The sequence below is a fragment of the Pandoraea soli genome, from assembly GCF_902459595.1.
In the GTDB taxonomy this organism is placed as follows: domain Bacteria; phylum Pseudomonadota; class Gammaproteobacteria; order Burkholderiales; family Burkholderiaceae; genus Pandoraea; species Pandoraea cepalis.
The window spans coordinates 191,633-204,625 of sequence record NZ_CABPSG010000005.1; the positions used below are offsets into that span (position 1 = coordinate 191,633).

At 62.5% G+C, this 12,993-nt stretch carries 14 protein-coding genes and 1 pseudogene; 9 read left to right on the top strand and 6 right to left on the bottom strand.

All coding sequences use genetic code 11. The features are described 5' to 3' along the window. The first annotated feature begins 5 nt into the window (after positions 1-5). Together PSO31014_RS11180 and PSO31014_RS11185 are read left to right on the top strand one after the other, a co-directional pair. Complete coding sequence (locus tag PSO31014_RS11180; RefSeq protein WP_150551687.1) at positions 6-839, top strand: aldo/keto reductase; 834 nt, start codon at positions 6-8, stop codon at positions 837-839. 85 nt (positions 840-924) lie between these two features. Further along, positions 925-2,193 (top strand): NAD(P)/FAD-dependent oxidoreductase, encoded by a 1,269-nt coding sequence (locus PSO31014_RS11185; RefSeq protein WP_150551688.1) that lies wholly within the window; start codon positions 925-927, stop codon positions 2,191-2,193. Positions 2,194-2,367: 174 nt separating this feature from the next. On the opposite strand, the gene PSO31014_RS11195 is transcribed toward PSO31014_RS11185, so the two are convergent. Further along, complete coding sequence (locus PSO31014_RS11195) at positions 2,368-3,369, bottom strand: LLM class flavin-dependent oxidoreductase (RefSeq protein ID WP_150551689.1); 1,002 nt, start codon at positions 3,367-3,369, stop codon at positions 2,368-2,370. Positions 3,370-3,531: 162 nt separating this feature from the next. Here PSO31014_RS11195 and PSO31014_RS11200 point away from each other — a divergent pair, with 162 nt between their 5' ends. Continuing rightward, the gene (locus PSO31014_RS11200; protein WP_150551690.1) at positions 3,532-3,948 is read left to right on the top strand and encodes a winged helix-turn-helix transcriptional regulator; all 417 of its coding nucleotides are present in this window, start codon (positions 3,532-3,534) and stop codon (positions 3,946-3,948) included. A 2-nt stretch (positions 3,949-3,950) separates the two neighbouring features. Here the strand turns inward: PSO31014_RS11200 and PSO31014_RS11205 are convergent, their stop codons facing one another. The 5 genes and pseudogenes from PSO31014_RS11205 to PSO31014_RS22645 all read right to left on the bottom strand — a co-directional run bounded on the left by PSO31014_RS11205 (position 3,951) and on the right by PSO31014_RS22645 (position 8,767). After that, positions 3,951-4,934, bottom strand: coding sequence for a M14 family metallopeptidase (locus tag PSO31014_RS11205; RefSeq protein WP_150551691.1), 984 nt, complete (start codon positions 4,932-4,934; stop codon positions 3,951-3,953). Between the two features lie 400 nt (positions 4,935-5,334). Beyond that, positions 5,335-5,637 (bottom strand): annotated as a pseudogene (locus PSO31014_RS22930) (MFS transporter); the annotation flags it as partial. A 561-nt stretch (positions 5,638-6,198) separates the two neighbouring features. Continuing rightward, entirely contained in the window at positions 6,199-6,480 is a 282-nt protein-coding gene (locus tag PSO31014_RS22935) for a DUF6587 family protein (protein WP_425494870.1), read from the bottom strand. 18 nt (positions 6,481-6,498) lie between these two features. Further along, positions 6,499-8,352, bottom strand: coding sequence for a ferrous iron transporter B (gene feoB, locus PSO31014_RS11215; protein ID WP_150551693.1), 1,854 nt, complete (start codon positions 8,350-8,352; stop codon positions 6,499-6,501). 4 nt (positions 8,353-8,356) lie between these two features. After that, positions 8,357-8,767, bottom strand: coding sequence for a FeoA family protein (locus tag PSO31014_RS22645; RefSeq protein ID WP_246176588.1), 411 nt, complete (start codon positions 8,765-8,767; stop codon positions 8,357-8,359). Between the two features lie 101 nt (positions 8,768-8,868). On the opposite strand from PSO31014_RS22645, the gene PSO31014_RS22940 reads away from it, so the two are divergent. The 6 genes from PSO31014_RS22940 to copD all read left to right on the top strand — a co-directional run bounded on the left by PSO31014_RS22940 (position 8,869) and on the right by copD (position 12,923). Then, positions 8,869-9,246 carry a DUF2946 domain-containing protein gene (locus PSO31014_RS22940; protein WP_150551694.1) on the top strand — a complete coding sequence of 126 codons (378 nt, stop codon included), beginning with the start codon at positions 8,869-8,871 and terminating at the stop codon, positions 9,244-9,246. Between the two features lie 435 nt (positions 9,247-9,681). Further along, positions 9,682-10,161: a hypothetical protein gene (locus PSO31014_RS11230; RefSeq protein ID WP_150551695.1), complete on the top strand. Its 480-nt coding sequence runs from the start codon at positions 9,682-9,684 to the stop codon at positions 10,159-10,161. Then, entirely contained in the window at positions 10,158-10,883 is a 726-nt protein-coding gene (locus tag PSO31014_RS11235) for a DUF6988 family protein (protein WP_150551696.1), read from the top strand. The genes PSO31014_RS11230 and PSO31014_RS11235 overlap by 4 nt, the downstream gene beginning before the upstream one ends. Positions 10,884-11,042: 159 nt before the next feature. Continuing rightward, the gene (locus tag PSO31014_RS11240) at positions 11,043-11,516 is read left to right on the top strand and encodes a hypothetical protein (protein WP_174976477.1); all 474 of its coding nucleotides are present in this window, start codon (positions 11,043-11,045) and stop codon (positions 11,514-11,516) included. Further along, positions 11,464-12,042 (top strand): copper homeostasis periplasmic binding protein CopC, encoded by a 579-nt coding sequence (gene copC, locus PSO31014_RS22650; RefSeq protein WP_246176589.1) that lies wholly within the window; start codon positions 11,464-11,466, stop codon positions 12,040-12,042. The genes PSO31014_RS11240 and copC overlap by 53 nt, the downstream gene beginning before the upstream one ends. Further along, entirely contained in the window at positions 12,039-12,923 is an 885-nt protein-coding gene (gene copD / locus PSO31014_RS11250) for a copper homeostasis membrane protein CopD (protein WP_150551697.1), read from the top strand. The genes copC and copD overlap by 4 nt, the downstream gene beginning before the upstream one ends. Positions 12,924-12,993 lie beyond the last annotated feature (70 nt).

Below are 12,993 nucleotides of genomic sequence, written 5' to 3' on the forward strand. Positions count from 1 at the left end.
AGACCATGCGAAAAATCGCACTCCCCCAAGGCGACAGCGTGCCGGCGCTCGGCCAGGGCACATGGATGATGGGCGAGAAGCCTGAACGGCGTCGCGAGGAAATCGCGGCATTGCAACTGGGCGTCTCGCTGGGCATGACGCTCGTCGATACGGCCGAGATGTATGGCGAAGGGGCGACCGAGCGCCTCGTGGGCGAAGCGCTCGACGGCCTTCGCGATGAGGTATTTCTCGTGAGCAAGGTCTACCCGCACAATGCGTCGCGACGTGGCGTGATCGCCGCTTGCGAGCGGAGTCTGGAGCGCTTGCGCACCGATCGCCTCGATCTCTACCTGCTGCACTGGCGTGGCGACGTCCCGCTCGAAGACACGATTGCCGGCTTCGAAGCGTTGCGTGAGGCGGGCAAGATCCGCCACTGGGGGGTGAGCAACTTCGATACGGAGGACATGGAAGACTTGTTCGAGCTGCCCGGCGGCGAAAAGTGTGCGACCGATCAGGTGCTGTACAACCTCTCGCGACGCGGCCCCGAGTATGACCTTGCCCCGTGGCTGGCGGCACGCGGTCTGCCGATGATGGCGTATTCGCCGATCGAGCAGGGACGGCTGCCGGCGAGAGGCGCACTGGGCGAGATCGCCGCCGCGCGCCATGTCGCACCGCTGCAGATTGCCCTTGCCTGGGTGCTGGGCCGCCCGGGCGTCATCGCGATTCCCAAGGCGAGCACGGACGCTCACGTGCGCGCCAATCGAGCCGCCTACGACATCGATCTGACGACGGAGGAACTCGCTCGGCTCGATCATCATTTCGAAGCGCCGGCGCGCAAACGCCCACTGGAGATGATCTGAACACGCGCAGGAATATTGAAGGCGCTTAGGGGTACGCACTTAACCCGGTACACTGAGCGCTTTCGTGCTTTCGCAGGACAGTTTCATGAATGATTCACGTCCCGTCGTCGTGATCGGGGGCGGTTTGGTCGGCGTCTGTACGGCCGCGTACCTGCAACGGGCCGGACACGCGGTAGTGATCGTCGATCGGCAATCGGCGCGTCAGGCGGCGTCGCTTGGCAATGCGGGCTGCATCAATGGCTCGTCGGTCGTGCCCATCGCCATGCCTGGGGTGCTCTGGCAGGTACCCGGCTGGTTGATGCAACCGGATGGCCCGCTCGTCCTGCGTTGGGGTTATCTCCCGCGCATGGTGCCCTGGCTGATGCGCTTTGTCGCCGCCAGCCAGCCGGCACGCGTTACCGCGCAGGCGCGCGCGTTGCGCGCACTGCTCGGCCCCGCGCTCGACGCCTATCAACCGCTGCTTGACGATGCCGGCGCGAACGATCTCGTCACGCGTCGCGGCTATCTCATCGCTTACTCCAGCCAGAAAGGCATGGCAGGCGACGAAGGCGGCATGGCGCTGCGCCGCGACAACGGCGTGCACATCGAAACGCTGGATGCGGCCGCATTGCGCGAGTTCGAGCCGGCGCTGTCGCATGACTTCGTCGGTGCCCGCTACATCGGCGAGACCGGCCACACGCCGGATCCCGGCGCGCTGCTGGCCAGCCTGACGGCACACGTGGTGGCGCGGGGTGGGCGAATCGTAGACGCCGCCGCCTCGGCCATCGAAACCAACGGCGCGCAGGCCGTGGCCGTGCACACCGATCGGGGCCGCGAACCCGCAAGCGCCGTGGTAGTCGCGGCCGGCGCATGGTCTGCACCGTTTGTGCGTCAGTTGGGCGACTCCGCTGTCTTCGATACCGAGCGCGGTTATCACGTGGAGATTCCGACGCCGGACGACATGCCCTCACGTCCCGTCATGTGGGCCGAAGGCAAGCTGTTCGCCACGCCGATGAACGGCCGTCTTCGCGGCGCGGGCACGGTGGAGCTGGCCGGCCTGCAAGCGGCGCCGAACTGGCGCCGCGCCGATCTGCTGCTCAATCAGTTGCACACGATGTTCCCCGGCGCGGTGAAAGGCGCGAAGCCGACACAATCGGTCGACGGTGCGCGCTGGCAGGGATTCCGTCCCAGCACGCCCGATTCGCTGCCGGTGTTGGGGGCGGCATCGAAAGTACCGAACGCGTTCTACGCCTTCGGCCACGGTCACGTAGGTCTGACCGCCGCCGCCTCGACCGGCCGCACGATTGCGGCACTGGTATCCGGCGAGCGGCCCGCCATCGACCTCTCGCCGTTCTCCATCGAACGCTTTCGCTGACACGCGCGGGTAAGGCTGGGAACACGGGACGCACATACGACGTCCCTACCCCTCCGCGCAGGCCGACAACCTGCGTCTAAGTCCACCTCTGGGTCTGGGTCTGGGTCTGGGTCTGGGTCTGGGTCTGGGTCTGGGAGTGAGCGTGAGTCTGCGCCAACGACGCGATCTGCCTCGTCAGGCCTTGCAGACGGTCGCGACGATATCGCACGAGCGCAATCGCAACACGGGATCGTAGATGTCGGTGACGAGCATCAACTCATCGGCCTGCGTGCGTTCGACCAGATCGGTCAACCCGGCCTGCACCCGTTCGGGGCCACCCACCACGGCCACGCCGAGGAATGCTTCCACCGAGTGCTGTTCCGCCGGATCCCAACGCTCGTCCATATCGTTGACGGGCGGCTGCAACTTCAGACTCTGTCCGCGCATGAGTGCCAAAATCTTCTGCTGCGCGGACGTCGCAAGAAATGCCGCCTCCTCGTCCGTCGGCGCAGCCACGACGGGCACGCCCACCATCACATAGGGCTTATCCAACACCGCCGAGGGACGGAATCGCTCGCGGTAAAGCCGAAGTGCGTCGAACAGGAACCGCGGCGCGAAGTGCGACGCGAACGCATACGGTAGCCCCAAATGTGCCGCGAGTTGCGCGGAAAACAGTGACGAGCCAAGCAACCACACCGGAATATCGCTGCCCGCGCCGGGCGTCGCGACAAGCCGTTGCCCGGGCTGCGCGGGCGCGAGCAAGGCACGCAATTCGGCGACCTGCTCGGGGAAATCGTCGCCATCGGACAGCCGGTCGCGACGCAGCGCGCGCATGGTGGCCTGATCGGCACCGGGCGCACGCCCCAGGCCCAGATCGATGCGCCCCGGATACAGCGCGGCCAGCGTGCCGAAGTTCTCGGCAACGACCAGCGGCGGGTGGTTAGGCAGCATCACGCCCCCCGACCCCACGCGAATGCGCGACGTCTCGCCCGCAATGTGACCGATCAACAGGGCGGTCGCCGAACTCGCGATGCCGTCCATGTTGTGATGTTCGGCTAGCCAGAAACGCGTGAAGCCCAAGCGTTCAACATGCTGCGCCAGCTCCGTGGATTGCTTCAGGGCGGCGGCCACCGTGCCTCCGGCGCGCACCGGCACCAGGTCCAGCATCGAGAGGGCCGTCTTCGACAAACTGCTCATGGGATTCTCCAATGTCCTGCGCGCGCCCATCCGGCATGTCAAGGGGAAAGCCCCGAGGCCCCCTTACCGCGGATGACGCGCACCATCGCCACAAAGTATAGTGACGAAGGCCCCAAATCCCCAGTAGGCACCTTTCAGTTAGATAGTCACCAATTGGTTACCATGAACAAACCAACCCCTTTCGTGTTCGAAGAAACCTGCGTGCCACGTCGCGTGCTGGAACTCTTCAGCGTGAAGTGGACGAGCATGGTGCTCTACGCGTTGCAATGCGGCACCACACGTACGGGAGAATTGCAGCGCCGCTTGCCGGGGATCTCAAAGAAGATGCTCACGCAGACGTTGCGCGAACTCGAACGTGATGGCCTGATTCATCGCGAGGTGTTTGCCGTCGTGCCGCCCAAGGTGGAGTATTCGCTGACGTCGCTGGGCGAGCTGTTCATCGAGCCCATCGAGATGCTCTACCGCTGGGGCAATCAGCACGCCGATGTACTCGCCCAACTGAGCCTGCGCCGCGGCAAGCGGGCACAGGCTGGCGATGCCGGAGATTCCGGGGACGCTACCGACACAGCGGCCCCATAGGATCAACGATCCAGCAACCGTCCCAGACGCATCATCGTGACATTCACGCCGAGGTGCCGCATCGACGGTTGCACGATCACGCAGTTGTCATAGGGCGTGACGATCACCTCGCCGCCATCGCGGGCGATCTCCGTGCCGGCCTTCTCGATCACTTCAAGCCCCGTGAACGGCTGCGAGAAGCGGAAGTCCATCGAGCGCGCCACGACCGGCTGCGTGATCTCCACGAATTTCTGGCGAGCGGGACGCGTCTGCGTCAGGTATGGCGCCATATCGGCCTCGGCCACAACGCCGGCGTGAATCAGGAAGCGCGCCGTGCAATCGAGCGCGACATCGCGCGCGCTCCCCGCGAAATGCTGGCCGGTTTCGATCAGCAGTGCGTTCTTCGGGCTGGCCGGGTCGCCGAAGCCGCCGTAATCGCGCATGCGCGTGCCATTGGCGTGCCCCTTGTCGACGATGACGTGCTCGGGCGTGCCAAGTTCTGCAGCAAGGGCAATCGCCTTTTCCAGCGGGCCGGTCATCATCAGCGGCGCGGACGCCTCATGCATCGAGTGAATGTCGAGCAGCAGATCGACCGTATCGATGAACGGACGCATCGCACGGGCGCGCGCCAGCTCGCGGCTCTGGCGCTCGCCGTCGAGCGTCGACGGCGTCCAGACGCGGTTCATGTCTTCGTCGAGAAAGCGCGTGGCGTCGGCGTTCTCCGCGCTGAATAGCTCGTACGCCCCGATATTGCCGAAGCCGAGCGACAGGCGTCCCGCCGTGGGTCTCACCCCGGCGGCAAGCAGCGTATCAACCGCGATGGCCCCGCTCACTTCGTTACCGTGCGTGAGCGCAAGAATCATCACGTGCTTGCCGGGCTTGCCGCTGTCGAACGAATGCAGATAGTCGATGCCGGTGTTGCCTTCGCGCCAGCGCGCGATGTCGGGAAATGAGACTTCGATGGGGTACGCCGGCAACGCGGCGCGGATCGCTTCAAGCGTGGTCATGAAAATGCTCCGCAGAGGATGCTGCAAAAGACGGCCACGTCGCCGCCGGAGGTCGTCGAACGTCGTCGTCACGGCGAAATTCAGTGCATCGGGCGAGAGCTGCAGCGCAGGAAATGCGTCGCGCGCCGATCGTCCGATGCGTCGATCAAACCCTGGAGGCGCGCGGCGAGCCGTGCGTTACGCCTGCGATTTTGCCTTCGCGCACGCGGCGGCCGAGCGAGATCACCGCGCCAACACTCAGTACGGCGGTCGTCATCACGTAGAAACTCGGGGCGAGCTTGTTGTGCGTGGCATCGATAAGCCAGGTCACGATGAGCGGCGCGAACCCGCCGAACAGCGTCACCGAGAAGTTGTACGACAGCGCCAAGCCGGTGCCGCGTGTGCTCGTCGGGAAGATGTCCGCCAGCAGGGCGGTGCCGAGCATCATCAAGGCGATGGACACCGTGAGCGACGCCTTGCGTCCGGCGCGGTCGGCATAGCTGCCCAGGATGATCGAGCCGAGCGGGCGCGTCACGAACGAGATACCGAAGGTACCGACGGAGAGCAGCAGCGACGTCGTCGCGTCGTGCGCGGGGAAGAACAACTGCCCGATCACGATGGCGAAGTAGCCATAGATCAGCAGATCGTAAAACTCGAGTGCGTTACCGATGCTCGCGGCGCAAATTTCGCGCCACGGGTTGTGGGATTTGGCGTTGTGGGTCATGCCCGGCTCCTCTGGATCGCTGGCGATGGGGATAGGTGTGCGATGGCCCCTGGGCGCCTCGAAGGCGCGCGGAAGCCATCAGCCAGTCTCAGGAAGCGGAGTGTAGGCGGCAGAAAAAGCGGCTTCGTGCCGATTCGGCACGCGCGGGTGCTGATTGGGAAATCGGCGGCCGTCGCGGTGATGCAGAACGATGAAATCCGTCGTGGAACAATGATCGAAGGGCTGCCCAGGCAGCGCTAGCGTGTTGCATTGACCGGTTGAATCCACATACAACGGGCGACATTCATCAGATATTTCGCGCTGTCCTTTGGGTGACTGTTCTGTGCGCGCGAAGAGAAGCTGACACTGCGGCCAAAGCGCGGCTATCGAATGGCAGGAATGCCATTGGATCATAGCCCACGCATGCTCACCCTAGCATGGCAATATCTCATCAAGGCGGCCGGCGCTGAACGGCTCATATTCAGACGAAACACCGCTGCGCGTACTCGCAACACATGCGACCAGAGAACCATGGCACTCAGTCTGCCTCAACATTGGGTGAATGCATCTCTCAGCAGGATTTCAACGCATTTTCGACTTGTCCCTATGCAGACGAACGGGTACCACTTGCTCAGGATTCGCACATTGCGATGACGAACAAGACCCGCACCCGGTTGCGCACCCGGTAACCACAGGGTTCCGATTGCGCCACCGACGCGGAATCGCGATACCCCGCCTGACAAGCCCGTCCAGAACGCCCTGTATCACCGCACGAGTTCGTTGCGGAAAGAGATGCCTGACAACAGCCACCATACTCGTCGTGACGATTACCCCGATGACGACGTACTGAGCGGTATGTGACATAGCAACGGTTCCTGGACTTCAAAGCAGCCACAGCGCGAGACGATACGTCACGAACGACACGAAATAAGCAAGACCGAACATATAGCCGAAGGAAATCAAAACATAGCGCCATGACTGCGTTTCACGCCGAATCACCGCAAGCGTCGACATGCACTGCGGCGCGAAGGCAAACCACGCAAGCAGCGAAAGCGCCGTGGCTGCGGGGAAGTTCGACGACAGTGCTGCCGCCAGCCCAGCCGCGTCATCGGCACCACCAGCGACCGAATAGACGGTCGCGAGCGCGGTGACCGCCGTTTCGCGCGCAGCGAACGCAGGCACTAGAGAAATGCTGATTTGCCAGTTGAAGCCCAACGGCGCAAAGATGACTTCGAGCGCACGGCCAATGTAACCCGCAAACGAATAGTCGATGGCAGGCCCGGTGGCACCGGCGGGCGCCGACGGGAACGTCGAGATGAACCACATGAGAACGGTCAGCGCAAGGATCACACCGGTGAGCCGCCGCACAAAGATCCAGCCGCGCTCCCAGAGGCCAAGCGCCAGATTGCGCGCCTTTGGCATGCGATACGACGGCAACTCCATGAGTAGCGGCGGTTGAGAGCGCGTTCCACGCAAGCGCTTTGAGATCCACCCGACCGCCATGGCGCCCAGTATCCCCGCGACATACATTGCAAAAAGCACGAGCCCCGGAAGTTTGAACACCCCCAACACCGGCGTATTCGGAATAAACGCACCAATCAGCAAGGCGTAGACAGGCAAGCGCGCCGAACACGTCATCAGCGGCGCCACGAGAATCGTCGTGAGTCGCTGGCGAGGATCGGCAATGCTGCGCGTACCCATGATGCCGGGAATCGCACAGGCGAAGCTCGACAGTAGCGGAATGAAGGAGCGACCGGTCAGGCCGACCTTAACCATCATGCGATCAAGCAAGAATGCGGCACGCGGCAGGTATCCTGACTCTTCAAGCACGAGGATGAAGAAAAAGAGCACCAGTATCTCGGGGAGAAAACCCAGCACGGTGCCCAGACCGCCGAAGATGCCGTCAACGATCAAACTGCGCAGCGGACCTTCTGGCAGCCATATACCGGCCTGCTCGCCCAGCCAGCCGAAGCTGTCGCCGATGGCATCCGTCATGGGCTTGCCGATGAAATACACGGCCTGGAAGATCAGGAACATCACGGCCGTGAGCACGATCATCCCGAGCACAGGATGCAGTGCTATACGGTCCAGCTGTTCGTCGAGCGTATCGGCGGCCGGCGGCACGTTGACGGAACCGGCCATGATACGCCGCACCTCGTCGTGCAGGTCGCGATCGGCACGCTGCCCTTCGTTGCCGCCAGCAAGCCCGGCGATGCCCGAAACAGAAACGTCGTCCAGTGTGTCGACGAGCGCCCGTACACCGATACGCGCAATCGCCACGGTCTCAACGACAGGAATCCCCAACTCACGCGACAACGCTGGCACGTCGATATCGATACCACGACGCCGGGCAGCATCCATCATATTCAGCGCCAGGACCGCCGGGCGTCCCAACGAAAGCACTTCAAGGACGAATCGCAAATGCAAACGCAGATTGGTCGCATCCACCACGCAAACGATCAGCTCGGGCACCGCCTCTCCGGCGTACATGCCGTGCAGGACATCGTGTGTGACCTTCTCGTCCAGACTGGTCGCGGAAAGACTGTAAGTGCCGGGCAAATCGAGGACACGAATTGTTTGTCCCTTCGGCGAAACGAATACCCCCTCCTTCCGCTCCACCGTAACCCCGGCGTAGTTAGCAACTTTCTGACGCGCCCCGGTCAACTGATTAAAGAGGGCGGTTTTGCCGCAGTTGGGGTTGCCGACAAGGGCAATTCTCATAGCTGTTGACACCATCGCACTACCCTTGTTGAACCTGAACGCGCGCCGCTTCGTCTCGCCTGAGCGCGAACCGGCTCGTGCCCACCTGGACGACCATAGGGTTTCCGCCCCATGGTGCCAGTGCCACAACGCGCACGGACTCGCCCTCGACGAAACCCAATTCGCGAAGTCGATGCGCGACCGCATCCGGCTTCGCGACATCGGTGACACAAATCACCGTCGCAATGCTGCCTTTTCTCAACGCCGACAACTGCATGGCTAGCCAAAAACGTAAATGATAATGATTTGCAGTATAAGCAGGCAGCCGCGCGGATCCAAGACTTGCCTGTGAAATCAACCGCCGAATTGGTGGCCGCGCGCCCTCATGGGCATTGCCCCGCAGCGGCGACGTGCTCGGGAACAGGCAAAACCCTGCGTCAAAATGCCGCACACCTAGATGCCCAAACTCGGGCAGATAACTCGTAAATTTACGTTTTACGCGTCGTAACGCCCCACGACGTCGTAGCCTCCCCCAAACTTCGCCCGTCTCGCATGCTCCGTTTGCGGCATCGTCGTCTCCTCGCCTGGCTTGGGCTCCTCGCCATGGCCTTGGTGCTCATAGCACCAAGCGTCAGCCAATGGCGGCAGGCACAGCGTGCGTTGCTCGACGATGCACTGGCGTCAGCGATATGCATCGCGCATGGTTCGCAAACGTCCACACACGGCCGGTCGCATGACCACGGCCTGTTGTCTCAGGCCTGTGGATACTGCTCGGTTGCCGCACATCTGTCGCCAGCGCCGAGCGTTTCGGGGCCGGTATCGCCCTTGCGCGTTTTGCTTGCCCGCTCGCGCGTTTCCACTCTGGAGACGCGCCTCACCGACGCATTCCCACCGTCCCCCTTACCGAGAGCTCCCCCTCGTTTCGCTTGAACGACCGCCCCTACTTCCCGGTTCCGCCCCCTTGGGCGCCGGATGTTCAGGTTGCTTCTCGAAACGCTCATGAACTCAACACCGTGCCCCCTTCGGCGGAGCCGCACTCGCGCGCGCGTGTATGGCCGCGCAGTGTCCTCGCGCCCCTCCCCGACCTGCGGCCCAAGCGGCACCCGGGGCCTCTCCGAACTGCGCGACATCGGCTTTCAGCATGTTGGTCAGTGGACACTATCCGGCAATCAATTGCAGTTGACGTTGCACGTAAGTAGCGAGCATCGCAACGTAATGTATGCCTTTGTCGAAGACGACAAAGTGCATTACGTCGGGAAGACGGCCATGCCTTTGGAAGGACGCCTATATCTGTACCGGCGTGCGTGTCGGACGTCGGCACGGGAGACACGTTGTCACGAGCAACTTGTCGCGCGACTTCGGCAAGTGCCGAGCATCGACATCTACGTCTTTACGGGCGACCCCCAGCCTTTGCACGGCGCATTCGCGATCAATCTCGTCGATGGATTGGTGGACAGCATTGTTAGCGCGCTGATGCCCGCCTGGAACCGCGCTTCATTTGAGGCAGCCGGCACGGTCTCCGACAGTCAGTCGGTGCGTATTGCGCTGATGCTTCGCGCGTCCTGTCGGGACAATGGATTCTTCAATATTCCGGCGGGCGACCTGAATCGCCACTTCGGTCCGAACGGTCAGCGAGTGCAAATTTGGATCGGAGACGAGACCGAGCCGTTGACATCCGTCGTCAATCGCACATCGAATCTGAGCGGTGCTTGCCGATTCTACGGAGGCGCGAGGCTTAAGCGCTGGTTTCACGGCATGCCGGCAGGGACATACCTGCAACTGGATGTCCTCTCCCCGGATCGACTCCACCTGACGCATGCCGCTGAATTGTCGGAGGCCCGATGATGATGCTGAGCAACGGTGAGCCAAAATCGACCGCCAGCGCGCTTTCCGGCACCCAATGGCTGGTCCCTCAGCCGCTTCACGACGAGCTATCGCTCGCGGAAGACTGGAACGCGCAACGCGAAGGCTTGCTGCAAGCGATCGACTTGCGCGCCACGGCCCGCAAACGTGTCTTCGGCACCTTCCAGTTGCTGTCGCTGGAACACTTCGACGGCGTGTTGGCGCTCGTGTCCGAAGCGGCCTACGCTCCGGCGTGCTCTCTCTACAAAGCCCAGTTCGATGCTTTTGCCCGAGGCGCCTGGTATCGGAGATGCGCCACCGACGCTCAGGTCCTCGGCTTTCTGCGCGCCGAACAGCGCCCGCCACCCTTTACGGCAATTGCACGCGATCTCGGCGATAGCGGTCTTTGGGGAGACCGCGCAACGAAGTCGGCCATGATGGCGTTTCAGGCGAACCTGTGCGACGTGAGCCACGGCGGGCGTCAAGAGGTGCTCACTCGTATCAAGGCCGATCGGCTCGACGACGCGCATCTGCAGCCCAACATCGCGAAACTGGTTCGCTCGGGGGCCTATCTCTCGTGGCTCGCGTGCCGGGAGATTGTCGACAGCGGGAAAAACGAACGCCAAATGACCCGCTTACGCAACGCGTTTGAGGCACTGTATCGTCCGGCCCCCAAGCGCCGGGCACGACGCTCGCCGTCACCACTTGCGCAGGCGTTGGCATGAATATCCACACGCCCTCGCGTCGGCCGAAGTGCGTTCGTGCTCACGGAATTGCCGTGGTCCGGGTCGTGGGGCTAGCCGTTCAAGGCGATAGCTACGCAGGCCGGCATGGGGTACCCGGCCGGCGCGTGGGGCGAGGCACCGGTGCGCTCCCAAATGCCCATGAAGATGGACGATTTGCCGATTGCACAACTGCCGTGGGCGGTGGGCGATACCACCGAGCCCAGCTCACAAATGCCCACGCATGACATGCACGGCAAACAGAACATGAACACCATGAAAGACATTAGCGGCATCAGCGGCTCGCAGCAAACCTTTGGCGCACGCATCGCCGACGAACATGCGGCTCACGGCCGCGGTAGCAAGAAGGGACTGACGATTACCCAACTGAACGCGCAGGGCACGCTCCCCGTCGACCGCATTATCGACATCGCGGCCAACAAGGGCATGCGTAGCGGATGCAGTCTGGTCGCGACTTCTCGTGTGGACGGCGTCTACACGGCCTCACACTTCCCGCCGGATCCGCGCGACGAGCGCACGCTGTGCATCGATCAATATAGCGGTAACGTGTTGCGTGACATCGATGACGACGCCGCACGGCTCCACAGCAACAGGTGGCCAGCTGATTTTCACTGACGGCATCTCGCTTGGCGCTGGCGATCTTCCGATCAGGCGTCAGGGAGCTGCCGTTTTCAAGCTCGGGAAGCCGATGTCGGATCGCAGATATGGACTCACGACCTGCCGCCGGCTTGCCGTTTTTTATGTCGACGTTATTGCACAACTGAAGAGGTATCACATGAAAATGCGTTCTCGTCTCCTTCTCGCACCGATTGCAGCGATGGCTATCCTGAGCAGCAACGTCTGGGCACATGCGCATCTGAAAGCGGCCAGCCCGGCAGACAAGGCAAGTGTGTCATCGCCATCGGAGCTCGACCTGACGTTCTCTGAAGCACTGACGCTTAAGTTCAGCGGCGCGACACTCACGGGCCCGGACCAAAAAGAAGTGAACCTTGGCGATGCAATGCTCATGGACGGCGGCAAGATGTTGATGATCGGCGTGCCCGGCAAGCTGGCACCCGGCGCTTACAAGGTGAATTGGCGGGCACTTTCCGTTGACGGGCATAAGACGTCTGGCACCTACACCTTTACCGTCAAGCCTTGAGTTCGCCGGATACCTGGATATTCTGGAGCCGTTTCGGGCTCGATAATGCCGCACTGCTTCTCTGGGGCAGTGCACTCTTTATCGTGACCCTGGTTCCGGTTGAATTGCGGGCATCGCTCTGGCAACGGTCGCGACACATGCGCCGCGCGTGTGCCCTGATCATTGCCGCAAGTGTAGCGGCATCGCTACCGGCCCACGCAGCAAGTCTGGGCGGCGATTGGCGCGACGCCACCGATATGGGCACGCTGCTTGCCGTGGCCAATGAAACCACGATCGGCACGGCGTGGTGGTGCCAATTGGCGGCGACAATTTTGCTGGGTCTCAGTTGGCGCACTCCGGAGCGCATCGCGATAGGTGCGAGTGCGGGGATTAGCGCGGCGTTGCTCGGCAGTTTTGTCGTGACGGGACATGCCGCGATGCACGATGGCGCCACCCGCGTATGGCACCGGCTCAATGACCTTCTCCATCTGGTCAGCGCCGGCGCTTGGTTCGGCGCACTCCCTATCGTGTGCTTCCTGATGCAGGATGTGCGTGAGCCGCTGAGTCGGGCGAGCGCAAAGCGCGCCTTGCTGCGTTTCTCAAGCGCGGGACACATCGCCGTGGCACTTACGTTGATCAGCGGCGCCGTCAATACCGGATTGATCGTCGGCGATTTTCCGTTCGACTGGACATTTCGCTATCAGACGCTACTGACGCTCAAGAGCCTGCTTGTGATCGTCATGGTGGTGGTGGCGATCGTCAACCGGTATGTTCTTGTGCCCCACATGTCCGACTGGCCGCAAGCGCGACGCATGTTCTATTGGGGCACAGTCTTCGAAATTGGACTGTCGGTCGCCGTCATCGGCCTGGTGGCGTATTTCGGCATGCTGGAGCCAAACTAGCACCGCGTGCAATGGCGGTCCGCGACACCAGAATCGAGCGCGCGTTCGACATGCCAGGACGTCGAAATTC

Excerpts from the sequence above, each read along its gene's own strand:
- PSO31014_RS11200 (WP_150551690.1), top strand. The coding sequence starts at position 3,532 with ATGAACAAACCAACCCCTTTCGTGTTCGAAGAAACCTGCGTGCCACGT.
- PSO31014_RS11180 (WP_150551687.1), top strand. The coding sequence starts at position 6 with ATGCGAAAAATCGCACTCCCCCAAGGCGACAGCGTGCCGGCGCTCGGC.
- PSO31014_RS11195 (WP_150551689.1), bottom strand. The coding sequence starts at position 3,369 with ATGAGCAGTTTGTCGAAGACGGCCCTCTCGATGCTGGACCTGGTGCCG.
- feoB (WP_150551693.1), bottom strand. The coding sequence starts at position 8,352 with ATGGTGTCAACAGCTATGAGAATTGCCCTTGTCGGCAACCCCAACTGC.
- PSO31014_RS22940 (WP_150551694.1), top strand. The coding sequence starts at position 8,869 with ATGCTCCGTTTGCGGCATCGTCGTCTCCTCGCCTGGCTTGGGCTCCTC.
- PSO31014_RS11185 (WP_150551688.1), top strand. The coding sequence starts at position 925 with ATGAATGATTCACGTCCCGTCGTCGTGATCGGGGGCGGTTTGGTCGGC.
- PSO31014_RS11240 (WP_174976477.1), top strand. The coding sequence starts at position 11,043 with ATGAAGATGGACGATTTGCCGATTGCACAACTGCCGTGGGCGGTGGGC.
- PSO31014_RS11205 (WP_150551691.1), bottom strand. The coding sequence starts at position 4,934 with ATGACCACGCTTGAAGCGATCCGCGCCGCGTTGCCGGCGTACCCCATC.
- PSO31014_RS11235 (WP_150551696.1), top strand. The coding sequence starts at position 10,158 with ATGATGATGCTGAGCAACGGTGAGCCAAAATCGACCGCCAGCGCGCTT.
- PSO31014_RS22935 (WP_425494870.1), bottom strand. The coding sequence starts at position 6,480 with ATGTCACATACCGCTCAGTACGTCGTCATCGGGGTAATCGTCACGACG.
- copC (WP_246176589.1), top strand. The coding sequence starts at position 11,464 with ATGACGACGCCGCACGGCTCCACAGCAACAGGTGGCCAGCTGATTTTC.